The sequence below is a fragment of the Polynucleobacter sp. VK25 genome (genome assembly GCF_018687355.1).
Classification (GTDB): domain Bacteria; phylum Pseudomonadota; class Gammaproteobacteria; order Burkholderiales; family Burkholderiaceae; genus Polynucleobacter.
Genome location: NZ_CP061288.1, coordinates 247,370 through 269,805, shown reverse-complemented (window position 1 = coordinate 269,805; position 22,436 = coordinate 247,370). Strand labels below are relative to the sequence as shown.

At 46.2% G+C, this 22,436-nt stretch carries 28 protein-coding genes; 12 read left to right on the top strand and 16 right to left on the bottom strand.

Annotated elements, in window-relative coordinates; translation table 11 throughout:
• Window positions 1-24: 24 nt before the first annotated feature.
• Both nrdR and glyA read right to left on the bottom strand, forming a co-directional pair.
• A complete protein-coding gene (gene nrdR, locus AOC21_RS01455) occupies window positions 25-471 on the bottom strand; it encodes a transcriptional regulator NrdR (protein ID WP_215392054.1) in 447 nt (148 codons plus the stop codon).
• A gap of 17 nt (window positions 472-488) precedes the next feature.
• Window positions 489-1,733, bottom strand: coding sequence for a serine hydroxymethyltransferase (gene glyA, locus AOC21_RS01450; RefSeq protein WP_215392053.1), 1,245 nt, complete (start codon window positions 1,731-1,733; stop codon window positions 489-491).
• 76 nt (window positions 1,734-1,809) lie between these two features.
• Between glyA and tolQ the strand changes: the two genes are divergently transcribed.
• From tolQ to queC, 7 genes are all read left to right on the top strand, one after another.
• Window positions 1,810-2,466: a protein TolQ gene (tolQ, locus tag AOC21_RS01445; RefSeq protein WP_215392052.1), complete on the top strand. Its 657-nt coding sequence runs from the start codon at window positions 1,810-1,812 to the stop codon at window positions 2,464-2,466.
• Window positions 2,467-2,485: 19 nt separating this feature from the next.
• Window positions 2,486-2,905 carry a protein TolR gene (tolR, locus tag AOC21_RS01440; protein WP_072583297.1) on the top strand — a complete coding sequence of 140 codons (420 nt, stop codon included), beginning with the start codon at window positions 2,486-2,488 and terminating at the stop codon, window positions 2,903-2,905.
• 26 nt (window positions 2,906-2,931) lie between these two features.
• Entirely contained in the window at window positions 2,932-3,747 is an 816-nt protein-coding gene (tolA, locus tag AOC21_RS01435) for a cell envelope integrity protein TolA (RefSeq protein WP_215392051.1), read from the top strand.
• Window positions 3,748-3,831: 84 nt separating this feature from the next.
• Entirely contained in the window at window positions 3,832-5,085 is a 1,254-nt protein-coding gene (gene tolB / locus AOC21_RS01430; RefSeq protein ID WP_215392707.1) for a Tol-Pal system beta propeller repeat protein TolB, read from the top strand.
• 151 nt (window positions 5,086-5,236) lie between these two features.
• The gene (gene pal / locus AOC21_RS01425; RefSeq protein ID WP_215392050.1) at window positions 5,237-5,743 is read left to right on the top strand and encodes a peptidoglycan-associated lipoprotein Pal; all 507 of its coding nucleotides are present in this window, start codon (window positions 5,237-5,239) and stop codon (window positions 5,741-5,743) included.
• The gene (ybgF, locus tag AOC21_RS01420; protein WP_215392049.1) at window positions 5,744-6,475 is read left to right on the top strand and encodes a tol-pal system protein YbgF; all 732 of its coding nucleotides are present in this window, start codon (window positions 5,744-5,746) and stop codon (window positions 6,473-6,475) included.
• 9 nt (window positions 6,476-6,484) lie between these two features.
• Entirely contained in the window at window positions 6,485-7,228 is a 744-nt protein-coding gene (gene queC / locus AOC21_RS01415) for a 7-cyano-7-deazaguanine synthase QueC (protein WP_215392048.1), read from the top strand.
• Window positions 7,229-7,238: 10 nt separating this feature from the next.
• On the opposite strand, the gene AOC21_RS01410 is transcribed toward queC, so the two are convergent.
• The 7 genes from AOC21_RS01410 to AOC21_RS01380 form a co-directional block, all read right to left on the bottom strand.
• The gene (locus AOC21_RS01410) at window positions 7,239-7,436 is read right to left on the bottom strand and encodes a hypothetical protein (RefSeq protein ID WP_215392047.1); all 198 of its coding nucleotides are present in this window, start codon (window positions 7,434-7,436) and stop codon (window positions 7,239-7,241) included.
• Window positions 7,437-7,445: 9 nt separating this feature from the next.
• Entirely contained in the window at window positions 7,446-8,060 is a 615-nt protein-coding gene (locus AOC21_RS01405; RefSeq protein WP_215392046.1) for a riboflavin synthase, read from the bottom strand.
• 21 nt (window positions 8,061-8,081) lie between these two features.
• The gene (gene ribD, locus AOC21_RS01400; RefSeq protein ID WP_215392045.1) at window positions 8,082-9,197 is read right to left on the bottom strand and encodes a bifunctional diaminohydroxyphosphoribosylaminopyrimidine deaminase/5-amino-6-(5-phosphoribosylamino)uracil reductase RibD; all 1,116 of its coding nucleotides are present in this window, start codon (window positions 9,195-9,197) and stop codon (window positions 8,082-8,084) included.
• Window positions 9,198-9,214: 17 nt separating this feature from the next.
• Window positions 9,215-9,820: a GspH/FimT family pseudopilin gene (locus AOC21_RS01395; RefSeq protein ID WP_215392044.1), complete on the bottom strand. Its 606-nt coding sequence runs from the start codon at window positions 9,818-9,820 to the stop codon at window positions 9,215-9,217.
• Window positions 9,768-10,016, bottom strand: a complete 249-nt coding sequence (locus AOC21_RS01390; protein ID WP_251371533.1) for a hypothetical protein — start codon at window positions 10,014-10,016, stop codon at window positions 9,768-9,770. The genes AOC21_RS01395 and AOC21_RS01390 overlap by 53 nt, the downstream gene beginning before the upstream one ends.
• Before the next feature lie 77 nt (window positions 10,017-10,093).
• Window positions 10,094-10,669: a hypothetical protein gene (locus AOC21_RS01385; protein ID WP_215392042.1), complete on the bottom strand. Its 576-nt coding sequence runs from the start codon at window positions 10,667-10,669 to the stop codon at window positions 10,094-10,096.
• 1 nt (window position 10,670) lies between these two features.
• Window positions 10,671-11,000 carry a prepilin-type N-terminal cleavage/methylation domain-containing protein gene (locus AOC21_RS01380; protein ID WP_215392041.1) on the bottom strand — a complete coding sequence of 110 codons (330 nt, stop codon included), beginning with the start codon at window positions 10,998-11,000 and terminating at the stop codon, window positions 10,671-10,673.
• A 122-nt stretch (window positions 11,001-11,122) separates the two neighbouring features.
• Between AOC21_RS01380 and ribBA the strand changes: the two genes are divergently transcribed.
• From ribBA to AOC21_RS01360, 4 genes are all read left to right on the top strand, one after another.
• Complete coding sequence (gene ribBA / locus AOC21_RS01375; RefSeq protein ID WP_215392039.1) at window positions 11,123-12,259, top strand: bifunctional 3,4-dihydroxy-2-butanone-4-phosphate synthase/GTP cyclohydrolase II; 1,137 nt, start codon at window positions 11,123-11,125, stop codon at window positions 12,257-12,259.
• 9 nt (window positions 12,260-12,268) lie between these two features.
• On the top strand, window positions 12,269-12,784 hold the full coding sequence (gene ribH, locus AOC21_RS01370) for a 6,7-dimethyl-8-ribityllumazine synthase (protein WP_215392037.1): 516 nt from the start codon (window positions 12,269-12,271) through the stop codon (window positions 12,782-12,784).
• 5 nt (window positions 12,785-12,789) lie between these two features.
• Entirely contained in the window at window positions 12,790-13,299 is a 510-nt protein-coding gene (gene nusB / locus AOC21_RS01365) for a transcription antitermination factor NusB (protein ID WP_215392036.1), read from the top strand.
• Window positions 13,300-13,412: 113 nt separating this feature from the next.
• Window positions 13,413-14,885 carry an NAD-dependent succinate-semialdehyde dehydrogenase gene (locus tag AOC21_RS01360; RefSeq protein ID WP_215392034.1) on the top strand — a complete coding sequence of 491 codons (1,473 nt, stop codon included), beginning with the start codon at window positions 13,413-13,415 and terminating at the stop codon, window positions 14,883-14,885.
• Between the two features lie 7 nt (window positions 14,886-14,892).
• Here the strand turns inward: AOC21_RS01360 and trmB are convergent, their stop codons facing one another.
• From trmB to AOC21_RS01340, 4 genes are read right to left on the bottom strand one after another with little or no spacing between them, the layout of a single operon-like run.
• Complete coding sequence (gene trmB, locus AOC21_RS01355; protein ID WP_215392033.1) at window positions 14,893-15,720, bottom strand: tRNA (guanosine(46)-N7)-methyltransferase TrmB; 828 nt, start codon at window positions 15,718-15,720, stop codon at window positions 14,893-14,895.
• A gap of 3 nt (window positions 15,721-15,723) precedes the next feature.
• Complete coding sequence (locus tag AOC21_RS01350; RefSeq protein WP_215392031.1) at window positions 15,724-16,659, bottom strand: UDP-glucuronic acid decarboxylase family protein; 936 nt, start codon at window positions 16,657-16,659, stop codon at window positions 15,724-15,726.
• Between the two features lie 47 nt (window positions 16,660-16,706).
• Window positions 16,707-17,159 (bottom strand): DUF2721 domain-containing protein, encoded by a 453-nt coding sequence (locus AOC21_RS01345; RefSeq protein WP_215392030.1) that lies wholly within the window; start codon window positions 17,157-17,159, stop codon window positions 16,707-16,709.
• A gap of 33 nt (window positions 17,160-17,192) precedes the next feature.
• Complete coding sequence (locus tag AOC21_RS01340; protein WP_215392029.1) at window positions 17,193-18,038, bottom strand: undecaprenyl-diphosphate phosphatase; 846 nt, start codon at window positions 18,036-18,038, stop codon at window positions 17,193-17,195.
• Window positions 18,039-18,158: 120 nt separating this feature from the next.
• Here AOC21_RS01340 and AOC21_RS01335 point away from each other — a divergent pair, with 120 nt between their 5' ends.
• A complete protein-coding gene (locus AOC21_RS01335) occupies window positions 18,159-19,784 on the top strand; it encodes a TolC family protein (RefSeq protein ID WP_215392028.1) in 1,626 nt (541 codons plus the stop codon).
• Window positions 19,785-19,794: 10 nt separating this feature from the next.
• On the opposite strand, the gene waaC is transcribed toward AOC21_RS01335, so the two are convergent.
• The 3 genes from waaC to rfbA are packed head-to-tail and all read right to left on the bottom strand — an operon-like array spanning window position 19,795 to window position 22,395.
• Window positions 19,795-20,862 (bottom strand): lipopolysaccharide heptosyltransferase I, encoded by a 1,068-nt coding sequence (gene waaC, locus AOC21_RS01330; protein ID WP_215392027.1) that lies wholly within the window; start codon window positions 20,860-20,862, stop codon window positions 19,795-19,797.
• A gap of 40 nt (window positions 20,863-20,902) precedes the next feature.
• A complete protein-coding gene (gene rfbC / locus AOC21_RS01325; protein ID WP_215392025.1) occupies window positions 20,903-21,469 on the bottom strand; it encodes a dTDP-4-dehydrorhamnose 3,5-epimerase in 567 nt (188 codons plus the stop codon).
• Complete coding sequence (gene rfbA, locus AOC21_RS01320) at window positions 21,466-22,395, bottom strand: glucose-1-phosphate thymidylyltransferase RfbA (RefSeq protein WP_215392024.1); 930 nt, start codon at window positions 22,393-22,395, stop codon at window positions 21,466-21,468. Before rfbA ends, rfbC begins: the two co-directional genes overlap by 4 nt.
• Window positions 22,396-22,436 lie beyond the last annotated feature (41 nt).

The following is a 22,436-nucleotide window of genomic DNA, read 5'->3' as shown; positions in this document are numbered from 1 at the left end:
ACCTCGGAACAGAGGCTAAGTTATTTACTTCAGCTCTTTGAGGGCGCTCTCAAAAGATTCAATATCCGCAAAACTCCTATAGACAGAAGCAAAGCGAATGTAAGCAACCTTATCCAGGCGCTTGAGCTCACGCATCACTAATTCACCAACACGCTCACTTGGGATTTCTTTTTCGCCAAGACTGAGCAACTTTTCCTCAATCCGCGCAATGGATTCATCAACAGAGTCAGAAGAAACCGGACGTTTACGTAAAGCAAGTTTGATTGAGCTGGCCAATTTGTCATGACTGTACTCAACGCGGCTACCGTTTTTCTTAACAATAGCTGGCAGAGCCAATTCAACGCGCTCGTAGGTTGTAAAGCGCTTGTTGCATTTAGCACAACGGCGACGACGGCGAATGGTATCGCCCTCATCCGATACCCGGGTATCTAAGACCTGGGTATCGTCGTTATGGCAAAAAGGGCAGCGCAAAGTAGTCTTTCGCCTGATTAACCGTATACAGGAAAACGCTTTGTTAACTCTGAAACTTGAGCGCGTACCTTAGCGATATTCTCTGCATCATTTGGATTATCCAAAACATCGGCAATAAAGTTACCTACTTGTCTTGCTTCTGCTTCTTTAAATCCACGAGTGGTCATCGCAGGTGAACCCAAACGAATACCGCTAGTCACCATTGGTTTTTCTGGATCGTTTGGAATACCGTTTTTGTTGCAAGTGATATGCGCTTCACCCAATACACGCTCTGCCTCTTTACCAGTCATCTTCTTGGCACGCAAATCTACCAACATCACGTGAGAATCTGTACCGCCAGAAACAATCCGCAAGCCACGGGCAATTAAAGTCTCAGCAAGCGCTTTTGCATTCGCAATCACTTGCTTTTGATAGTCTTTAAATCCTGGCTCTGCCGCCTCTTTAAATGCCACTGCCTTAGCAGCAATCACATGCATGAGAGGGCCGCCCTGTAAGCCTGGGAAGACTGCAGAGTTAATTGCTTTCTCGTGCTCAGCCTTCATCAAGATGATGCCGCCACGCGGGCCACGCAAACTCTTATGCGTAGTAGAGGTAACGATGTCTGCATGAGGTACTGGATTTGGATAAACACCAGCAGCAATCAAACCAGAGTAATGCGCCATGTCCACCATAAAAATCGCACCCACTTCTTTTGCCAACTTACCAATACGCTCCCAATCAATAACGAGAGAGTAGGCAGATGCGCCAGCAATAATCAATTTCGGTTTGTGCTCACGCGCCAAACGCTCCATTTGCTCGTAGTCAATCGCTTCGTTTTTATCGAGGCCATAGGAAATAGGATTGAACCACTTACCACTCATATTCAAAGCCATACCATGAGTTAAGTGACCACCTTCTGCAAGACTCATACCCATGAAGGTATCGCCTGGCTTTAAGAATGCTAGAAATACCGCTTGGTTAGCAGATGCGCCGCAATGAGGCTGGACGTTAGCAGCTTCAGCACCATAAAGCGCTTTTACACGATCAATCGCCAATTGTTCAGCAACGTCCACAAACTCACAGCCGCCGTAATAACGCTTGCCAGGATAGCCTTCAGCATACTTATTGGTTAGCTGAGAGCCCTGTGCCTGCATTACTGCTGGCGAGGCATAGTTCTCAGAAGCAATCAGCTCAATATGGTCTTCTTGACGCTTATTTTCGTTCTGAATGGCTTCCCATAATTGGGGGTCGGTTTTGGCTAAAGTATTCTGACGATCAAACATGGCAATAATCCTGAAAAAGTTAGATTGCTAAGTTCATTAACTTAGTAAAATCAACCTACATCATACAAAATCCACCATGACCTCTACACAAGACCTCTCATTCCTCTCCCTAGTCCTCAATGCCAGCCTATTAGTACAGTTAGTAATGTTGTTATTACTAAGCATGTCCGTGGCCTCTTGGACCATTATTTTCAAGAAAACGGCTGTTTTACGTGGGGTTCGCCAAGATACCGAGCGTTTTGAGCGCGACTTTTGGGCCGGTGGAGACCTAAACACCCTCCTGGAGGCTGCCCAGCGCAATACCCGCAGCGATGCCGTCCTAGAGCATATCTTCGAGGCTGGGATGCAGGAGTTCACTAAGGGCCGTGAGATTGACGCAGCCCGCCGCGCCATGAAAGCGACCTACCAGCGCGAAATGGACCTCTTAGAGGCCAATCTGCCTTTCTTGGCATCCGTTGGCTCAGTCTCCCCTTATATCGGCCTCTTTGGCACTGTTTGGGGGATCATGCACTCCTTCCGTGGTTTGGCTAATGTACAAAACGCGACGCTTTCTGCGGTAGCTCCTGGTATTGCAGAAGCGTTGATTGCGACAGCGATTGGTTTGTTTGCTGCGATTCCAGCAGTGGTTGCATACAACCGCGCGGCTACCGATGTCGATCGCCTCTCCATTCGCTTTGAAACATTTATTGAAGAGTTCACCAATATCTTGCAGCGTCAAACTGCTGGACGCTGATTGAACCGATAAGAAAATTATGGCTGGCTCTTCATTACGTAAAAACAAACGTCGGGCAATGTCTGACATTAACGTCGTTCCATACATCGACGTGATGTTGGTACTGCTCGTGATCTTCATGGTCACTGCACCAATGGTAAATCCAGGCGTCGTCAATTTGCCAACTGTTGGTGGCGCGAAAGTCCAATCATTGCCACCTGTCTTTTTAACAATCGATGCTAATGAAAATGTCATCGTACGAAAAGATGGTGACCCAACACAAACACTCAATAAATTTGAGCTCGGCGCTTTTGCTAGATCACAAGCAGAAAAATCTGCCGATCAACCGATTGTGATTGCGGCTGATAAATCCATTAAATATGAAACAGTGATGGAAGTCATGTCCAAACTCAAAGAGAATGGCGTGAAGCGCGTTGGCCTTGCGGTCAAGACCCAATAAGGCTCAGAGGCTTGATTTAGCTGCTTATGAATAGCGCACCCACTTTTCAATCTTCTTTCTCGCCATTTAAGCGAGGTCGACATACCAAGTCAGAGAGCACTAAACGTGCATTTACATTTTCGCTCATTGCGCATTTGGGATTGCTTGCATTTTTAATGATCGGCATTAGCTGGAACAACAGCACTTCATCGGGTGTTGAAGTAGAGCTCTGGGATTCTTCACCGCAAGTTCAGACACCACCTGAACCTGAACTCAAAACCGAAGTGAAAGAAGAAGCTGCCGACATTGCCATCAAGAAAAAGAAGGTAGAAAAAGAGCCTCCCAAGAAAGAAGTAATCAAAGAAAAACCAAAAGAAGTAAAACCTCCCCCACCAAAAGAGAAGGTTAAAGAAAAAGAGCCTCCGAAAAAAACTGAAGCACCTAAGGCGCTATCCCCTGCCGAAACTAAAGCAAATGCCGCCGCAGAAAAAGCGCGCGCAGATCAATTAGCGCGTTTACGTGCAGCAGCTGGTGCCGAGGGTGGTAGCGGCGGTACCGTTGGTAGTGGTGTTGGTGGTGGTGGCAATGCTCCTCCGGGCTGGACCGATAAAGTCATTAAAAAAGTAAAACCTTTAATAGTCTTTAACCCAGAGTCTGTGAGCGGCAATCCAGCAGCCGTGATTTTGGTTAGTCTTGCGCCAGATGGGGCTATCTTGAGCACCAGCATTCAATCTTCTAGCGGTAACGCTGGCTGGGATCGTGCGGTATTGTTAGCCTTAACGCGTGCAGAGAGTCTTCCAAAAGACGACAATGGCAAAATTCCACAGCGCGAAGTAAAACTGACTTTTAAACCCAAGGATTAATGCATGTTGCAAATAGCGAAAAGACAGATACAGAAACTGACATCACAGCTGAATTCTGTTGGCTTAGTCGTTATTACTTTGTGCATGACGCTCCTTATAAGTACGGCAACACCTGCGTTAGCGCAGATGAATATTGAAATCACTGGTGTAGGTCAATCGCTCTACCCAATCGCAGTCATGCGGTTTAAAGATGAAAACAAATTGCCAACCAGCGTTACCGAAATCATTCGTCAAGACTTAGCTCGCAGCGGTTACTTTAAAAATACCGAGAACGGTAATGCTGTTGAGAGTGATGAAGGTACGCCCAACTACAAATCCTGGGCGGCACGGGGTGCTGATGCATTGGTAGTGGGCTCTGTTGTACAAACTGGCAATAATCAATTTGATATTCACTACAAGTTGTTTGATGTTCGTAAATCCCAAAGTCTGGGTGGCTTGAATCTCAATTCCAGCGCCGACAACTTACGTGCAGCCGCTCATAAGATTGCTGATGACATCATCTTCAAATTACTCGGTGAGCGCGGCGTGTTCTCTACCCGCCTCTCCTATGTCATCAAGGATGGCAAGCGCTATCGCCTCGTGATCTCTGATGCAGACGGTCAAAATATTCGTAATGCTATGAATAGTGGTGAGCCAATCATCTCTCCATCATGGTCACCCGATGGCAAAAAAGTAGCTTACGTATCTTTTGAAGATCGCAAGCCAGTGATTTATGTTCACGAGCTGGCTACTGGACGTCGTATTTCTCTTTCCAACCAAAAGGGAAATAACAGTGCGCCAGCATGGTCACCTGATGGCAAGAAACTCGCCATCTCCTTATCCAAAGATGGCAATACGCAGATCTATGGCATCAATGCAGATGGAACTGGCTTGCATCGCTTAACACGCGGCAACACCATTGATACTGAACCACAATATTCTGCTGATGGTCGTTATATCTATTTCACTAGCGATCGCGGTGGCAATCCACAAATCTATCGCATGAGTGCTGATGGCGAGCAAGTTGAAGGGGTTAAGCGCGTGACCTTCAAGCAAGGATTCGTGACATCTCCACGCATCTCACCCGATGGAAAGTATTTGGCCTACATCGCGAATATTGGCGGCGCCTATCGTCTCTACATTCTGAATTTGGCTACGGGTGATGCTCAGGCACTCACCGACGGCACTAGCGATGAATCCCCTTCCTTTGCCGCCAATGGGCGCTACGTTCTGTACTCGACCAAGGTTGGTGGCAAACGGGTACTTGCTGCCGTTTCTGTAGACGGTAACTCCAAACAGGTATTGAGCATCCCAGGATCTGACGTTCGTCAGCCGTCCTGGGGTCCATTCATGGACTAACTCCAAAACACCTCAAGCACTCTTAAACCCCTTTTTAGGGTGTGAAATAGTCACTTTTAATGTTCTTAGGGGCATAATATTAAGTATTAGCCCACTTAGGGCGACTTAAGTATTTAATTTGTTATTCAGCTTGTAGGAAAAAGGAAAAATCATGAAGATTTCTATCGCACGTCGCGCAGCGACATTCGCCATCATCGGTGCAACCGCATTACTCATGGCGGCATGCTCAAGCGTCAAACTAGATGATACCGATGGCGCCAATGGCAGCGGTAGCGGTAGTGGCAAGTTTGGTTCACAGCCATGGAATGATCCAAGCAGCCCACTCTTTGACAAGAGCGTTTACTTTGGCTTTGACGAATACACCGTTCAGACTAAATATCAAAAAATGTTGTCTGCACATGCAAGCTACTTAAAAGCCAATCCAAAACAAAAGATCATCATTCAAGGCAATACTGATGAACGCGGCACAGCAGAATACAACTTGGCACTTGGTCAACGTCGTTCTGATGCTGTGCGTAAATCACTGAACTTAATGGGCGTTTCTGATGACCAAATGGAAGCAGTCAGTTTTGGTAAAGAAAAACCAAAAGCAGAAGGTGACACTGAAGCAGCCTGGGCGGAAAATCGCCGTGCTGATATCGTTTACATCACCAACTAAATGAAGATGCTTTCATACTCAGTAAAACAAACGCTCTCACGAGCGTTTTGTTTAAGTGCCGCCCTCATTTGCCTAGGTGCATCGAATAGCGCTTGGGCCCTCTTCTCCGACGATGAGGCGCGCAAAGCGATTTTGGATCTACGTAAGTCCTTAGCCACTACCCAGCTTGAGCTTCAAGGTCAAATTGATAAGCTTAAAACTGAGAACGCAGAGCTGCGCGGCAAAGTTGAAGAGCTTGAGAAGCAAGGCGAAGACATCAGCACCAGTCAAAAGACTTACTACCAAGATCTCGATAATCGCTTGGGTAATTTTGAGCCACGCACTATCACGATTGAAGGCGTCTCTGGCACAGTACAACCAGGCGAGAAAAAAGCTTACGACGATGCATTGAAAGCTTTTCAAACGGGTAACCTAAAAAAAGCTGACGATAGCTTTACTGCATTCACGGCAAAGTATCCAAAAAGTCCTTACTTACCACTTGCCCTCTACTGGAGCGGTAATAGCAAGTATGCGAATAAAGAATATTCCGGTGCCATCAGTCAACTGCAAAGTTTAATTAAGCGCTACCCAAGCCATCCGCGTATTCCTGCAGCAATGGTCACCCTAGGAAACGCTCAATTAGAAAGTGGTAACAAGGCAGCAGCCAAAAAAACATTTAGTGAAATCATCGCTAAATATCCAGATACCGACGCTGCCAAAGATGCACAGCAACTCATAGCCGGTACGAAGTAATCATTCATTATGTCTAAGCTGTCTGCTGCATTCGAATCTCTGGCGCCCCGTAAAGCGGGCGCTCCAGCAGTCATTCTGTTTTCTGGCGGCCTAGACTCTACTACCGTTCTAGCGCTTGCTAAAGATCTAGGATATACGCCTTATGCGTTATCTGTAGGCTATGGTCAAAGACACTCCTCTGAACTTGCTGCTGCAAAACATATCGCTAAACAAATAGGCGTTGCCCGCCATGAGGTGGTGAATTTAGATCTCACTCGTTTTGGTGGCTCTGCTTTAACCGATTCTTCTATTGCAGTTCCCATCACGCCAGGCAAAGATCAGGAGATTCCGGTTACTTACGTGCCAGCACGCAATACGATCTTTCTATCACTTGCTTTAGGCTGGTCCGAGTCTTTAGGTGGTCTTGATGTTTTCTACGGCGCTAATGCGGTGGATTACTCTGGCTACCCTGATTGCCGCCCAGAGTATGTAGCCTCTTTTGAGCACATGGCCAATCTAGCGACTAAAGCAGGCGTTGAGGCTATCAATGATGCGAATCGCTTTCGGGTACACGCACCCATCATTAGCCTCACTAAAGCCGAAATTATTCAACTAGGTAACACCATGGGTGTGGACTACTCACAAACAGTCTCTTGCTATCAAGCAAATGATTTAGGTGAAGCCTGTGGTGAATGCGAGTCTTGTCGTTTAAGACAAGCAGGGTTTCTACAAGCTAATGTGAGTGATCCCACTCGCTATCAGAAAAATAAATGAGACTTTTTATTTATTGAGTTATCCGACCTGAATTCGGCGGATCAATTGCATAATTTTTTGATTCGTAAGCCTCTATTGAATTCAGCAGCGACTCAAATCTAAACGCTTCTTGGCTACCAAGTATGGGCTCATTTTCAAAAAAAGTAGATGCCTCAATCAGCGCGGCTCGATACTCAAGCTCATCTTTAATTGAATCTATTTTCTTCATAAGTTCACATCAACTGCTTTTACTAAGCATCCGCGCCACATAGCGCGCAATTAAATCCACTTCAAGATTCACTGCGTCACCTTGCTTTAAGTTGCCTAGCGTAGTGTTTTCTAGAGTATGGGGAATGATGTTGATATCAATGATGCAGGTATTTGCTGTGTCTTCAGTTAAATTAACTGTAAGCGATACCCCATTCACAACGATAGAGCCTTTGTAAGCAAGGTATTGCGCCAATTCTTTAGGCGCTTTAATGCGAAGTAACCAAGAGCCATAAGCATCATTAGCCACTTGAGAAAAGTGCGCAACTTTACCAACACCATCGACGTGCCCACTCACTAAATGTCCGCCTAAGCGATCATTTAAGCGCATGGCCTTCTCTAAATTAACCGGACCCACCTTATCCAGGCCAACCGTTTTATTCAGAGACTCCCGAGAGATGTCTAAAGCGAAAGAATGATTGGTTAGTTGAGTGGCTGTCATGCAAGCGCCCTGAATCGCAATACTGTCACCCAAAGCAACATCATCTAAATAGCCCTCTGGCACCTCAACAAGCAAGTGCAAACCATCACCCTTCGCTTGGGCGCTCTTAATTTGACCAACAGCAGTAATGATTCCAGTAAACATAAGTGTAATTTTAGTTCTTAATTATTTTTTAATTAAACGCATACGAAGATCGGGGCCAAACAGGCTGTGATCGATGACTTGCCAATCTTGCCTGCTATCCAAAGAATTTAGTGGTGAAATATTAGCCATACCAATACCTTCACCCATCAAGAATGGGGCGTAATAGAGCAATAACTCATCCACACAATGTTCTCTAAGCAAAGAACCATTGAGCTTGAAGCCCGCCTCTATATGAATCTCATTCATCTCACGCTCTGTGGCTAGATACGCAAATAGCTTGGGAAGATCTACTTTGCCAAATGGGTTGGCCATAGCGATGACTTCAATGCCGCGCTCAGTAAATGCCTTAGCTTTTTGTTGCATGTCCGTACTATCTAGGCTTGCACACACAATGATGACGGCTGAGTGATCAAGTTGATTCAAGATCTTTGCGGAGACTGGTGTCTCTAATTTGGAATCCACGATGATGCGCCAAGGCTGACGCTCAGTATGAACATCGCGCACATTCAGAGTAGGATCATCTTCCTTCACAGTGCCTACGCCAGTAACAATCGCACAGGCCTGAGCACGCCAGTGATGACCATCCGCTCTTGCTAGAGGTCCAGTGATCCATTGACTGCGGCCATCAGGCAAGGCAGTCTTGCCATCTAGACTTGCGGCGATCTTCATTCGCACCCATGGCAAACCTCGCGTCATTCTTGAAATAAATCCACGATTTAGTGCTTGTGCTTCTGACTCCAACAAACCGCACTGCACCTCAATACCGGCGGTCCTTAACTTTTCTAGACCCTTACCCGATACAAGGGGATTAGGATCTGACATGGCCACGATCACTTTGGCTGGCTTGGCATTCATCAAGGCATCTGCGCAAGGAGGCGTTCTACCGGTATGGCTGCATGGCTCTAGAGTGACATAGATAGTTGAACCAGCGGGATCATTTCCAAGTGCTTTTGCATTAGCTAGCGCCTGTACTTCAGCATGAGCGCTGCCTACCTTCTGGGTAAATCCGCGACCAATGACTTGACCATCTTTAACGATCACACAACCCACTCTTGGATTGGGGTTTGATAAGTAAAGTGCTTTTTGAGCCTCGGCAATGGCCTCGCTCATAAACTGGTGGTCAACTACGGTGTACATGGGGTCTATTAAACCATTCAATGGCAGCGCTTTGCATCTCTAGCAGGATCGCAGATCCGCCAACGCCCTCCGCTACCCAAAATCATTTGGCGCTCCAAGTTAGGGGCCCTTTGGTGACCCAGGATCAATCGATTCGCGACAAACCCGCCTTGAGCTGTTTTTGCCGCGCCAGCCGCATTAAACAAAATGCCTTTTTTCCCTGAATTAGGGTCAATGAATTGCTTGCCTCCGCCCTTAAAGTAGATAGGGTCAATACTTGCCTGCGAGAACCAAGCCTTCCCAATACACCCCACTTTCACGAGTTTTCCAATACAAGCGCCTTGAACCACCCATCCTGCCTCCCATCGATCATCAGTGATGGGAACGAGGTGCACGGGCCGACCCAAATGCAGGGCTTGCTGACGAGCAAAGTGGGCATGGGAAATAAATCTTCTGGCAATGGTCTCGATTTCTCGAGCTGCAATTTGCTCTTGCAATAGGGGCATCGTCATCATGGCAGCAATTGCAATGATTAAAACTACAGCCATCAACTCAAGAAGGCTGAATCCAGGTTGCGAATCCAGTATTAACTTATTCAAAGACTTGTCGCCAATTAATACGGGTTGCAGCGCCCGTCTTTTCATCAATGACAACCCCAATCTGAATCGCCGGCTTTTCTTTGCTCGAAATTAACCAACGATGTTTACCCGCTGACTGAATAAAACAAGCATTCTCATTTAAGTCTGCAAGGTGGGTGATATTTTGCTCGCACTCTAATACTGCTTTTTCAGCATTAAAGAAATATTTTTGCGCTTGCTCTATTGTTTTTATTTCTGTCATGCGCAGTGCATTCAACCGCTCTAAATGAACTACCAGAGAAGAGCAAAGCAAGAGTAGTGAAATTACCCAAGCCAAAATCACAAGAGATTCCTCGTCGCAAATGTTCGCTCCAGATCTAAGCTGATCTTGGCTCCGTCGGTCATCTGCAGTGTTATTTTGAAGAGCCTTTGACCCCCATTGGACTGAGCTTGGGTGGGATTGAGCTCCTCAATTAATAAAGTATTGACTCCATTCATTAAGGTGGTGTTTTGAATGCGCCCTTGGCGATCAAGCGATTGACATATCAACGAACCTCCGTTGACTCTTTGCCCCTTTGGCACTCCCGCCTGACGATCCACCAAGAAGCCCTGCATAGCTAAATTATTTTTAGTGCGTTCTTTAGAAAGTCCATTGCCAATGCAATCAAAATCGACACCATCAGACAATTCGTGACGAATCGTCAATGCATCTGATCCACGAAATCCAGATTTTTTATTTACCTCAAGGAATGAAATCGCACTTGTTTTCTGCCTAGGCTTTTGGTTTGCGCTGGCTACAGATTGAATATTGCGATAACCCGCTATGCGAATCGCTCGGCCAATGAGTTCAAAAGCGCGCTCTGCCTCTGAAATAAGCGCCTGTGATTTTTCATACTCCATTTGCTGAATGACCAAATCAGCGCTTGTTCTTAATAATGGATTGAGTAGTAGTGCGCACAGAGCGATCCCGACTAGACATTCGAGCAGGCTCATGGATTACGGTTGGGCTAGGTAATTTGAAATGAGTCCTGCTTTGCTCTTGCGTTTCAAAAACATCAGAGTCCTTTCTGAGTTGCGATCTTTTGCTTTCTTGTTGATTCAGATTTAAGGCTAGGCGCTGATAAGCACCCACCGATGCCATCCAGACCCCCAAAATCATGCTCATAGCCACTAAAACCTCCAGCAAAATGAATCCCCGGCAGCCGTGACGGTAGAGTCTTGCATTGAGGCGCTTTTTAGGGGGCATCGCCTATTTTCAAAGGTAGGCCTCCAAACCGAAACTCCCGTCCAAGGGTCTTACCGTCAGAAAGACGGGAAATTGCGGTAGGACCGAACGACAAGTAGGTCCTGCGCTTAAAATAGAGGGCTATGCCAAATACCCTAGCCTCCACCGAAGAAATCATTGCCGACATCCGTGCCGGCAAAATGGTGATCCTTGTCGACGAAGAAGATCGTGAAAACGAAGGGGATTTAGTGTTGGCCGCAGATCATGTGACTGCAGAAGCGGTTAATTTCATGGCCAAATATGGTCGTGGTTTGATTTGCCTAACCCTCACTCGTGAGCGCTGCCAACAACTCAACCTACCGTTAATGGTCAGAGATAACGGTACCTCCATGGGAACTAATTTCACAGTATCGATTGAAGCTGCGACAGGTGTCACTACCGGTATTTCAGCGGCAGATCGTGCGCTCACAATTAAAACGGCGGTCGCACCAAATGCTAAGCCTAGTGATTTAGTTCAGCCTGGTCATATTTTTCCATTGATGGCTCAGCCTGGTGGCGTATTGATTCGCTCAGGACATACTGAAGCTGGATGCGACTTAGCAGCAATGGCCGGATGCTCCCCCACTTCCGTGATTTGTGAAATCATGAAAGACGATGGCAGCATGGCTCGTCTTCCAGACTTGCTGGAGTTTGCCAAAGAACATCAACTAAAGATCGGTAGCATTGCTGATCTCATTCAATATCGCAGCCAACATGAAAGCATCGTGGTTCGCGAAGGTGCAAGAGAATTTGTCACGCCATGGGGAAAATTCCAGGGAATCATTTATCGCGATACTCCAAGCTCATGCATACACATTGCATTGGTGAATGGCAAACCTTCTGAGGCGCAAGAAACCTTAGTACGCGTTCATGAGCCTGTGACTGTTTTAGATTTTCTAGACTCCAATGTCAGCACCCACTCCTGGCCACTAGCCCAGGCGCTTCAACAGATTGCTGCCGCACCCGCTGGCGTAGCTGTATTGTTAAATGCATCTGGCATTGCAGCGCCTAGAGATAGCGATTGGCTTGCGCAGTTTCAAAAATTAAACCAGTCTCACGATGCCGAGCAAAAACCTTTGGCCAGAAAAACGGATTTTAGAAGCTACGGTATCGGCGCTCAAATCCTCAAAGATATTGGTGTCGGCAAAATGCGCTTGCTTGCCAACCCTAGCCCTGTTCCTAGTCTATCTGGTTACAAGCTCGAAGTTACAGGTTATACCCCATTCACACCTTCAATTTAGAAAAGCATCATGACAAACTCCACCAATGATTTTGTAGGCGTACTAGAGGCCGATTTAAATGGTCAAGATCTACGCATTGGCGTTGTACAAGCCCGCTTTAATGAGGACCATTGTGTTGCCTTAACAAATGCTTGCATCAATGAACTCATTTCACTTGGCGTATCGCAAGCAGACATCAAGTTAGTAACGGTTCCTGGCGCTCTGGAAATTCCATTTGCTTTGCAAAAACTGGTAGAGACTGGCGAGTTTGATGGCCTAGTTGCTTTGGGAGCAGTCATTCGTGGTGAGACCTATCACTTTGAGTTAGTCTCCAATGAATCTGCTTCTGGCATCACGCGCATCTCTATTGACTCTGGCTTACCAATCGCTAATGGGGTGCTCACTTGCGACACCGATGAACAAGCCCTTGCTCGTGTTCAGATAAAAGGCGCAGAATGTGCTCAAGCAGTAGTGGAGATGGCAAATTTAGCCTTAGCGTTAACTCCCGATATTGATATCGAAATTAACTCGAGTGAAGAAGAATAATTCGCATGTCTACATCTAACCAGAACCCACTCAATCCTCAAGATGCCAAGGAAGCAAAGCCAGCTCCAAAGCGCTCACTTACGCCTCGTCGTCGTGCGCGTGAGTACGCTCTTCAGGGTGTTTATCAAAGCCTAGTGATGCGTCGTGCAGGCAGTATCCCCAATGGTGCTAACATTGCCAAACAGCTTGCTGAAGACCCAGCGTTTCGTCGCTGCCAACTTGATCTCTTTCAAGGAATATTTGATGGCGTGCTCGCTAAAACGGATGAATTAGAAGCAATCATCACACCGGCATTAGATCGCCCGATTAATGAACTTTCTCCAGTGGAGCATGCAGCATTGCTCATTGGCGCTTATGAACTGGCCGCAGACCTTTCGGTACCTTACAAAGTAGCGATCAATGAAGCAGTTGAGTTAGCCAAAACGTTTGGCGGCACTGATGGCCACAAATATGTGAATGGCGTACTAGATCTATTAGCCCAGAAGTTAAGAACAGCCGAAACTCAAGCAAGCTAGAACAAGCACCCTAGAAACAACCCAGAATCTCTGCCCCCAAGCCCCAAAAGCTTGGGGGCAATTTTGTTTATAGCAGGATAAAATAATCTACATCTTTACTAAGGTCAGACATCATGCAAAAAGTCGATATTCGCAGCCAATTAGAAGATTCAAGTCTTTTTAGAGAAGAGGCTTTTATAAACGGTAAATGGGTTGGCTCTAAAAATACCTTTACGGTTTCTAACCCAGCCACTGATGACATCATTGCAGCCGTAGCCAATCTTGAAGTTAAAGATGTGGTGCTTGCAATCGCTGCTGCCGAGAATGCATTACCTGCATGGCGGAGTAAATTAGCTAAAGAGCGTGCGCAAATTATGCGCAAGTGGTTTGACCTCATTATTGAAAATACGCAGGATCTTGCAAAGCTCATGACACTTGAGCAAGGCAAGCCTTTAGCTGAAGCAGCTGGCGAAGTGGTTTATGGCGCCTCCTTTGTAGAGTGGTTCGCTGAAGAAGCGAAGCGCGTAGAGGGCTCAATCCTAGGTACCACTTGGGGTGACAAGCGCATGATGGTGCTAAAGCAAGCAATTGGTGTCTGCGTAGCAATTACTCCATGGAACTTTCCGATTGCGATGATTACGCGCAAGATAGCCCCAGCGCTAGCAGCAGGTTGCACCATTGTGATTAAACCTGCTGAACTGACACCGCTATCCGCCTTAGCCCTTGCTGAACTTGCCAAGCGCGCTGGTATTCCGGACGGAGTGATTAATATTGTGACCGCCGACGCCGATCAATCGATTGTGATTGGTAAAACACTTTGCTCCTCACCCACAGTACGACACCTATCCTTCACAGGCTCAACTGAAGTGGGTCGCATTCTCATGGAACAGTGTGCGCCTACGGTTAAGAAACTCGCTCTCGAGTTAGGTGGACATGCCCCATTTATCGTCTTTGAAGATGCTGATATCGATGCGGCGGTCATTGGCGCCATGTCTTCTAAGTTTAGAAATTCTGGTCAAACATGCGTTTGTGCAAATCGCTTTTATGTCCACAAAAATGTGCATGATGTATTTGTTGAAAAGTTTGCTAAGGCTCTCTCCGTTATTAAAGTAGGAAACGGCATGGATGCTGGCATCACTCAAGGACCATTGATTGAGACCGCAGCACTTAAAAAAGTGGAGAAGCATGTAGCAGATGCCCTCAGCAAAGGTGCAAAACTCGTTACTGGTGGCAAGCAAGCTATTGAAGGCAAGAACTTTTATGAGCCGACTATCCTGGCCAATGTAAATAGCCAAATGCTCATTACCTACGAGGAGACTTTTGGTCCCATCGCACCGATTATTCCTTTTGAGAGCGACGATGAAGTAATCAAGTTAGCGAACAATAGTCAATTTGGTTTAGCTTCTTACTTCTACAGCCGTGATATTGGTCGCGTTTGGAAAGTAGCCGAAGCCCTTGAATACGGAATGGTGGGTGTTAATACCGGGCTCATCTCTAACGAAGTGGCGCCTTTTGGCGGCATCAAGCAATCCGGCTTAGGTCGCGAAGGCAGCGTCTACGGTATGGATGAATACCTGGAAATGAAATACGTCTGTGTAGGCTTGTAAGCCTGGGTTATTTTTTCTGATAAACCAGATCCCAAACACCGTGGCCTAGTTTGATGCCGCGGTTTTCAAACTTTGTTACAGGGCGATAAGCAGGTCTGTCGACATACCCAGTATGCTGAGCATTTAATTGCTCTAGTGTTGGCTTAAATTCATTGGGTATTTCATCAGGCTTGGCGACATCTGAACCATCAAAAGTTTCAATCTTCACCAAGTTACTCGAGGTATTTTGCAAAGTGGGTTCTGCATTTAATACCAAGAGCATTTGCTCTGCATAGTTATGCCAATCCGTAGCCAAATGCAAATAAGCACCCGGTTTTAGCCTGGAAACGAGGAGGCGAACAAACTCTGCCTGAATTAAACGACGCTTGTGGTGGCGCTTTTTATGCCATGGATCTGCAAAGTAGATATGAATGCCATCAAGACTATTGGGAGCAATCATTTTCTCAAGTACCTCAACTGCATCGTGACGAATCACTCGCAAATTGCTTAACTGATTCTCACCAATGAGTTTGAGTAAAGCGCCTACTCCGGGCAGGTGCACCTCAATACCCAAAAAATCATCTTCCGCTCGAAGGGCGGCAATCTTAGCGGTGGTCTCACCCATGCCGAAGCCAATTTCTAAAATCTTGGGTTTCGTGGATCCGCCAAAAGCTTCTACCAAATTGAGGGGTGCATCTTTAAACGAAAGTAAAAACTGTGGGCCCAACTCATCCATTGCCCGCTGTTGGCCAGCGGTGGTTCTACCAGCCCTTAAGACAAAGGATCGGATGCGATCAAAGTGTTTTGGACCGCTATCTTCATTGCTTTCATTGCCTACATTGCCCAAATTACCCACGCATTACCCCACAACCTTCTTGAAGTAAGCAATCGTCTCTTTAAGACCATCCTCAAGGTTAACTTTAGGTTGCCAACCGAGTTTGGCTTTAGCTAATTCAATATTCGGTTGACGCTGCTTTGGATCATCGGATGGTAATGGCTGGTAAATAATCTTTGATTTACTGCTTGATAACTTCAGAATCGTTTCAGCCAACTGCAGCATAGTGAACTCACCTGGATTTCCAATATTCACAGGACCAGTAAAGCCTTGTTCTGAGTTCATCATTTTGACCATGGCATCGATTAAGTCATCCACATAGCAAAAGCTTCTGGTTTGCTGACCATCACCGTACATTGTGATGTCTTCACCCTTAAGGGCCTGCACTATGAAGTTGCTCACTACACGGCCGTCATTGGGATGCATGCGAGGACCATAGGTATTAAAGATACGCACTACCTTGATATCTAGATTGTGTTGGCGGTTGTAATCAAAAAAGAGGGTTTCAGCGCAGCGCTTGCCTTCATCGTAGCAAGAGCGAATACCAATTGGATTCACCTTGCCCCAATATTCTTCTGGCTGAGGATGCACTTCTGGGTCACCATAGACTTCACTAGTAGAGGCTTGCAAGATCCGCGCCCGGGTTCTTTTGGCTAAGCCCAGCATATTAATAGCACCATGCACACTGGTCTTGGTGGTTTGTACTGGGTCGTATTGGTAATGTACTGGCGATGCTGGGCATGCCAAGTTATAGATTTGATTGGTTTCTACATAGAGCGGAAAGGTCACATCGTGACGCATTAGCTCCAAGCGAGAATTAGGCAATAAATGCGCCAAGTTCTCTTTAGTGCCTGTGAAATAGTTATCCACTACCAAGACATCATTACCCTCTTTGAGGAGCTTCTCGGTGAGATGAGAACCCAAAAAGCCTGCGCCACCAGTGATGAGGATTTTGTTCATAGTTAATCTTTTATAAAAAGTGATTTGGAATTAAATAGGCCATTCATCTACTTTGGGGTATTCCATCCTGCAGATCGATAGGCATAGACAACTTCGGTTAATACGATAGATAAGGATGTCATAAAGAAAACTAGGCCCAGCACAAAAGTCCAGATGACATAGGTAGTTTGCAATGAGCGAACAGCGCCAGCCTGAAAGAAAAATAATTCCAGCACTGTCAATGAAATAAATACGCCACTGAGAACATCAAAAAAGATGGCAGCAGTGCAGAGACGGCCACGAATTTGGGCTTCATCAGCCTCTTTATTCATATGCTCCAGTAATGCCGCATCCTTTACTTCGCCTCGAGTAATGGCATGTCGAATTGCGCGCATACGATCGACTGAACGAGCTAAGCGCCCTGAAATTGCATTAATTAAAGTTGCTACAGCAGTCAATAAAAATACAGGGGCCAAAGCCAGCTGAATATTATTGGTAATTGCGTCTATTGATGCATCCATCAGAATTTCCTGAACTTTCAGTTGCTTAAGCGGTTAATGAGACCAGGCAATTAAGCCAGTATAGGAAGTAAATAAAACCAATAAGCCAAAAGCTATTCGGTACCATGCAAATGGAATGAAATTATGGTGGGCTACATAATGAATTAACCAGCGCACACAGATAAATGCGGAGATAAAGGCAGCAATAAAACCAACAAGAATCGCTAGAGTAAATTCTCCAGAAAATGCTACAGGCGCTTTCCAAAGTTTGAGCAACTCATAAGCTGTGGCGCCACCAATCACTGGAATTGCCAAAAAGAATGAAAACTCAGTTGCTACAGCGCGCGGCAAACCAAACAACATGCCCCCAATAATCGTCGCCCCAGAACGAGAGGTGCCAGGAATCAAAGCGGCACACTGTGCTAAGCCAACTTTAAGGGCATCTAGTGGAGTCAGATCATCTACTGATTTAATCTCACTAGAAACTTCTGCCTGGTTCTGCTGCCGACGCTCCGCCCAAAAAATAATGAGCGCCCCCACAATAAAGGCGCTTGCTACTGGAATGGGTGAAAACAAAACTGCTTTGATGTGCTTGCCGAATACAAAGCCAAGGCCCATCGCGGGAATAGAGGCAATGAATAAGTTGAGAACAAAACGGCGAGACTCCGAACTGCCAGTAAAAGAAGTGGCTACTTTGATCAGCTTTTGGCGGAACTCCCAGCAAACCGCCAGAATGGCACCAAACTGAATAATGACTTCAAATGCCTTACCCCGATCATCATTAAAGTCGAGCAAATCCCCAACTAAAATTAGATGCCCAGTGCTGGATATCGGCAAAAACTCCGTTAATCCCTCTACTACCCCCAGAATGACTGCTTTTAGTAACAAAATTAGATCCATAGGCCAAATTTTATAGGTATATAGGATCAATCAAGAGGTTTTGGCAAAATAGTGCCTAAATGAGCAATTTGAATAAATTAGCCTTAAACTGCATGGCACATTGAACAGTATCTGACTTACATGACCCCAAACCGCTTTAGACTTTCTAGACTTACCGCCTTTGGTTTGATCCTAAGTCAGGCGCTCGGCTGGAGCACTTGGTTTGGCAATGCCCTGGCCCAAAGCCCCAATGCCGCTGCAAGACCAGCCTTACCCACGCCCATGAGTGCCTCGACCCTCATTGGCCTGGAGCAGCCACCCCAAATGGCACCGCCACCGGTCAAACAGGCCGTACCAAGCGTCACAGCACCCTCCAATCTCAATGGAAATAAAGCTGCCGATAGCAAAGGTCAGCTCAATGACTTGATCCAACTTTATCAAGAGGCTGCTTTTAGCGATCCAGTATTGACGGCAGCCCGCTTTAACTACCAAGCAAGTAAAGAGCTTTATTGGCAAGGCTTCTCATTACTCATGCCTCAGGCAAATGCAACGCCTGGTGGCACTCGTTACTATCAGCACGGCACTGGCAGCACAGTGGTTTCCAATAACTCGGGTAACTCACGCGTCTTTGACCAAAAAAGTTACACAGTCACCTTGACGCAACCTGTATTTAACGTGGCCGCTCTTGAGTTATTTAAGCAAGGTGATCTCAACACCAAATTAGCAGATATGCGTTTTTTCTTGGCGCAACAAGATTTGATATTACGAGTATCACAAGCTTATTTTGATGCACTTACCAGCCAAGATAACGTAGCGCTTTATAAAAACAAAAAAGATTTAATCAAACAACAGCTTGAAGTTGCACAAGCCAAATTTGATGCTGGGTTAGCCACTATTGTGGATGTCAACACTGCGCAAGCTGCCTTGGATTTAGCAAACTCCCAAGAGATTGCATCTCAGGCCGACTTAATCGTGAAGCGCGGTGCGCTCGAACAAATTGTGGGTCGCCCTATCGGCGCATTAAAACCCCTGGTAAAAGATGCCAAGATTGATGGCGTACTCAAGGATCCTCGCAGCAAAAGCAAGGATGCCAAAGGGAACCCCATTGCAGAAAGCGTTAACCCACATTTACCTCCAGGCCAAACGCTGGATGACTGGATTAATCAAGCTGAAGCTGCAAACTTCAACGTATTGGCAGGCCAGCTATCCGTTAGCCTTGCGGAAAGTACTTATCGGGGAGCGCAAGCTTTGAATTACCCGACAGTCAACTTGGTAGGAACATCGGGATACAACACCTCTAATGGCACACCCAATAATTACACGCCATCGAACACCAACGTATATAACAACACGGTTGCTTTGCAAATGACCATTCCATTGGTATCGGGTGGATTTGCTAGTTCAGTGATTCGACAAAATGCTGCTTTGCTGGATGCAGCCAAAGCCAACTACGACAACAATCGTCGTACTGCAGCCCAAAATACGCGAGCAGCTTTTACTGGCTTCTACGGCGGCCTAGCAAGCGTCAAAGCCTATGAAGCCGCCGAGCGCTCGACCTCATCGGCTCTTGAGTCAAGCAAGCTTGGCTTTCAGGTGGGTACCTTAATCAATATTGACGTATTGATTGCTTTGGACTCGTTAATTAATACGCGTTCTTTATTGCAACAAGCACGCTACAGTACGATTCTGAACGCAATTAAGTTAAAGGCACATGCAGCCGCTTTAACAGATGAAGACTTAGTCGCAATTAACGCCTTGTTGCGCTAAGACAGCAACTCTAAAGCAGTAACTCGTTAGCTGCCTGAAGCACTGCCGCTACTGTTGGCGGATGATGAATATCACCAACGTTACGAATCTGGTTAGACCAATATCCCTCGGTCTTCCACAATGGTGAGTCACAATAAATCTCAACCGTTGGCTTATTGAGTACTGCCGCTAAATGCGTCAGGCCAGTATCAACACCCACAGTTAATGCCGCACTCGCAATTACAGAGAATGCCTCCTCAATTGAAAAAGCAGGTGGCACTAAGGCATTCGGAATTTGCGATGCTATCTCTTTACTTATTGCCTGCTCGGCCAAGTTGCCCCAAGGAAAAACTACTTGATACCCGCGACTGGCGAATGCTTTGCCCAATTCAATCCAATGGTTGTTAGGCCAACGTTTAGCCTCTCTCGCAGTTGAATGAAAACAAAGAACATAAGGAGCTACTAGCTGATGAGCGATAGGCTTACCAGTCACGCTCAAAGATTGAATATATTCATCAGGATAAAACTGAGGAGCTTGTGAACGCTCTAGCAGTGGCCAATCCAAAGCGGAACACATCACCCAACGCGAACGATCGACTGCATGGCATTGCTTTGGCACTTGCACTGATTGGTTGTAAAAAGATCTTGCGATAGGCTCATAACCAGAAAACTCAGTTGCATTAGCTAAGCCTGCAATCACTGCGCCTGAAGACTTCCTGGCCAGAGAGCAAACAATGGCTGATTTCAGAAGACCCTGAGTTTCAATGATGATGTCATAGGCCACCTCTTGAAGTTCTGCTTTAAAGCCAAAAAATTGCTTCCAGGTTGACAGCTTCAGTAGATTCTTTTTCCAGCGACGCAGGCCAAAAGGAATAATGCGATCAATACCTTTAAATCCATCACGACTCAAAAGAGGTTTGAGCAAATGAACATAGCCCTCCTCAACTACCCAGTCAATTTGAGCATTAGGCAAGCGTGCCCGTAAATCCCAAATAATCGGCAGGTTGTGAAGTACATCCCCCAATGACGATAGCTTCACCAACAAAATCTTGGGATTAGCGGAAGGATTTAATACGGGGGTAGAAGATACAGCGCTCATATGAGCATTATCTTATCTTTTCCAATGAGACTACTGAGCATTAAAACTTAGGCGCGGCGTCCCATAAGAGGCCAGAAGCATCCTTGGCATTCATATTGGGCTGGAGGCCAGCAGGCAAAGGCCATTCAATCGCAAGCGTTGGATCATTCCATGCGAGGCAAGCCTCGCTTTGTGGGTGATAGTAATCCGTAGTTTTGTATAAAAACTCTGCACTTTCTGAAAGCACTAAAAATCCATGCGCCAGTTTTGCTGGAATCCAAAGTTGCTTATGATTTTGCGCGCTCAACTCAATACCCACCCACTTTCCATAGGTAGGCGAGTCTTTACGAATATCGACTACAACATCAAAAACACTGCCGGCTACTACCCGTACCAACTTGCCCTGGGTCTTCTCTAGTTGATAGTGCAAGCCACGCAAAGTCCATTGACGTGAAAAAGAATGGTTGTCTTGTACAAACTCAACATCAAGTCCTGTTAATTTTGAGAAGTCTTCCGCATTAAATGATTCTGTAAACCAACCACGCTCATCACCAAATACCTTCGGCTCCACAATAAAGACATCATGAATAGCCGTTGGCGTTATCTTCAACTTAGATGGGGCAGTCATTTGCCAGTCTTCTTTGCCGAAAGAGAAATGGGTTGTGCTGAACTGTTGAGCTCATTCAAAATCTTGCCAAGATATTGGCCATAGCTATTCTTACTTAGCCGGGCTACCACCTTCTGCACTGCTTCTGCAGTGATCCAGCCCTGACGATAGGCAATCTCTTCGGGGCATGCCACCATTAAACCTTGACGCTTTTGCAGTGTGGCAATAAAGCCAGCAGCATCAAGCAGCGAATCATGCGTACCGGTATCGAGCCAAGCAAAACCACGACCCATAATCTCCACACTGAGTTCATTCTTCTCAAGATAGACACGATTGACATCTGTAATTTCAAGCTCGCCACGCGCGCTAGGTTTGATGGATGCCGCAATATCGCACACTTGGTTGTCGTAGAAATACAAGCCAGTAACTGCGTAACTACTTCTTGGCTTTAATGGCTTCTCTTCAATTGAGAGTGCTTTGTAATCTTTATCAAACTCCACGACACCATAGCGCTCTGGATCATTGACGTGATAGGCAAACACTGTTGCACCAGTACTACGATCGTTTGCGCTATCTAATTGCCCCACAAGTTCGTGGCCGTAGAAAATATTGTCGCCAAGTACTAAAGCACTTGGATTATTGCCAACGAAGTTTTTACCTAGCGTGAATGCTTGTGCCAAACCATCCGGAGAAGGTTGAACGCAATATTCAATGTTGAGACCCCACTGTGAGCCATCGCCCAATAGCTCAGTGAAACGAGGAGTGTCATGTGGTGTTGAGATGAGCAAGATATCGCGAATACCAGCCAACATCAAAGTGCTCAAGGGGTAGTAAACCATTGGCTTGTCATAAACCGGCATCAGCTGTTTGGAAACGGCTTGAGTTACCGGATAGAGACGAGTGCCAGACCCGCCTGCCAAAATAATGCCCTTACGATTTACAGCCATGCAATTACCCCTTTGAAGTACCCCAGGCAACACGAACCAGT

What these genes read in the sequence shown, in the direction of transcription:
- AOC21_RS01350 (WP_215392031.1), bottom strand. Translation starts at nt 16,659, where the DNA reads ATGAACAAAATCCTCATCACTGGTGGCGCAGGCTTTTTGGGTTCTCAT.
- rfbA (WP_215392024.1), bottom strand. Translation starts at nt 22,395, where the DNA reads ATGGCTGTAAATCGTAAGGGCATTATTTTGGCAGGCGGGTCTGGCACT.
- AOC21_RS01380 (WP_215392041.1), bottom strand. Translation starts at nt 11,000, where the DNA reads ATGCCCCCTAAAAAGCGCCTCAATGCAAGACTCTACCGTCACGGCTGC.
- AOC21_RS01395 (WP_215392044.1), bottom strand. Translation starts at nt 9,820, where the DNA reads ATGAAAAGACGGGCGCTGCAACCCGTATTAATTGGCGACAAGTCTTTG.
- nusB (WP_215392036.1), top strand. Translation starts at nt 12,790, where the DNA reads ATGTCTACATCTAACCAGAACCCACTCAATCCTCAAGATGCCAAGGAA.
- ribBA (WP_215392039.1), top strand. Translation starts at nt 11,123, where the DNA reads ATGCCAAATACCCTAGCCTCCACCGAAGAAATCATTGCCGACATCCGT.
- AOC21_RS01390 (WP_251371533.1), bottom strand. Translation starts at nt 10,016, where the DNA reads ATGACAGAAATAAAAACAATAGAGCAAGCGCAAAAATATTTCTTTAAT.
- AOC21_RS01405 (WP_215392046.1), bottom strand. Translation starts at nt 8,060, where the DNA reads ATGTTTACTGGAATCATTACTGCTGTTGGTCAAATTAAGAGCGCCCAA.
- glyA (WP_215392053.1), bottom strand. Translation starts at nt 1,733, where the DNA reads ATGTTTGATCGTCAGAATACTTTAGCCAAAACCGACCCCCAATTATGG.
- AOC21_RS01340 (WP_215392029.1), bottom strand. Translation starts at nt 18,038, where the DNA reads ATGGATCTAATTTTGTTACTAAAAGCAGTCATTCTGGGGGTAGTAGAG.
- ybgF (WP_215392049.1), top strand. Translation starts at nt 5,744, where the DNA reads ATGAAGATGCTTTCATACTCAGTAAAACAAACGCTCTCACGAGCGTTT.
- queC (WP_215392048.1), top strand. Translation starts at nt 6,485, where the DNA reads ATGTCTAAGCTGTCTGCTGCATTCGAATCTCTGGCGCCCCGTAAAGCG.
- tolR (WP_072583297.1), top strand. Translation starts at nt 2,486, where the DNA reads ATGGCTGGCTCTTCATTACGTAAAAACAAACGTCGGGCAATGTCTGAC.
- waaC (WP_215392027.1), bottom strand. Translation starts at nt 20,862, where the DNA reads ATGAGCGCTGTATCTTCTACCCCCGTATTAAATCCTTCCGCTAATCCC.
- pal (WP_215392050.1), top strand. Translation starts at nt 5,237, where the DNA reads ATGAAGATTTCTATCGCACGTCGCGCAGCGACATTCGCCATCATCGGT.
- ribH (WP_215392037.1), top strand. Translation starts at nt 12,269, where the DNA reads ATGACAAACTCCACCAATGATTTTGTAGGCGTACTAGAGGCCGATTTA.
- rfbC (WP_215392025.1), bottom strand. Translation starts at nt 21,469, where the DNA reads ATGACTGCCCCATCTAAGTTGAAGATAACGCCAACGGCTATTCATGAT.
- AOC21_RS01335 (WP_215392028.1), top strand. Translation starts at nt 18,159, where the DNA reads ATGACCCCAAACCGCTTTAGACTTTCTAGACTTACCGCCTTTGGTTTG.
- AOC21_RS01410 (WP_215392047.1), bottom strand. Translation starts at nt 7,436, where the DNA reads ATGAAGAAAATAGATTCAATTAAAGATGAGCTTGAGTATCGAGCCGCG.
- ribD (WP_215392045.1), bottom strand. Translation starts at nt 9,197, where the DNA reads ATGTACACCGTAGTTGACCACCAGTTTATGAGCGAGGCCATTGCCGAG.
- AOC21_RS01345 (WP_215392030.1), bottom strand. Translation starts at nt 17,159, where the DNA reads ATGGATGCATCAATAGACGCAATTACCAATAATATTCAGCTGGCTTTG.
- tolB (WP_215392707.1), top strand. Translation starts at nt 3,832, where the DNA reads ATGACGCTCCTTATAAGTACGGCAACACCTGCGTTAGCGCAGATGAAT.
- AOC21_RS01360 (WP_215392034.1), top strand. Translation starts at nt 13,413, where the DNA reads ATGCAAAAAGTCGATATTCGCAGCCAATTAGAAGATTCAAGTCTTTTT.
- tolA (WP_215392051.1), top strand. Translation starts at nt 2,932, where the DNA reads ATGAATAGCGCACCCACTTTTCAATCTTCTTTCTCGCCATTTAAGCGA.
- tolQ (WP_215392052.1), top strand. Translation starts at nt 1,810, where the DNA reads ATGACCTCTACACAAGACCTCTCATTCCTCTCCCTAGTCCTCAATGCC.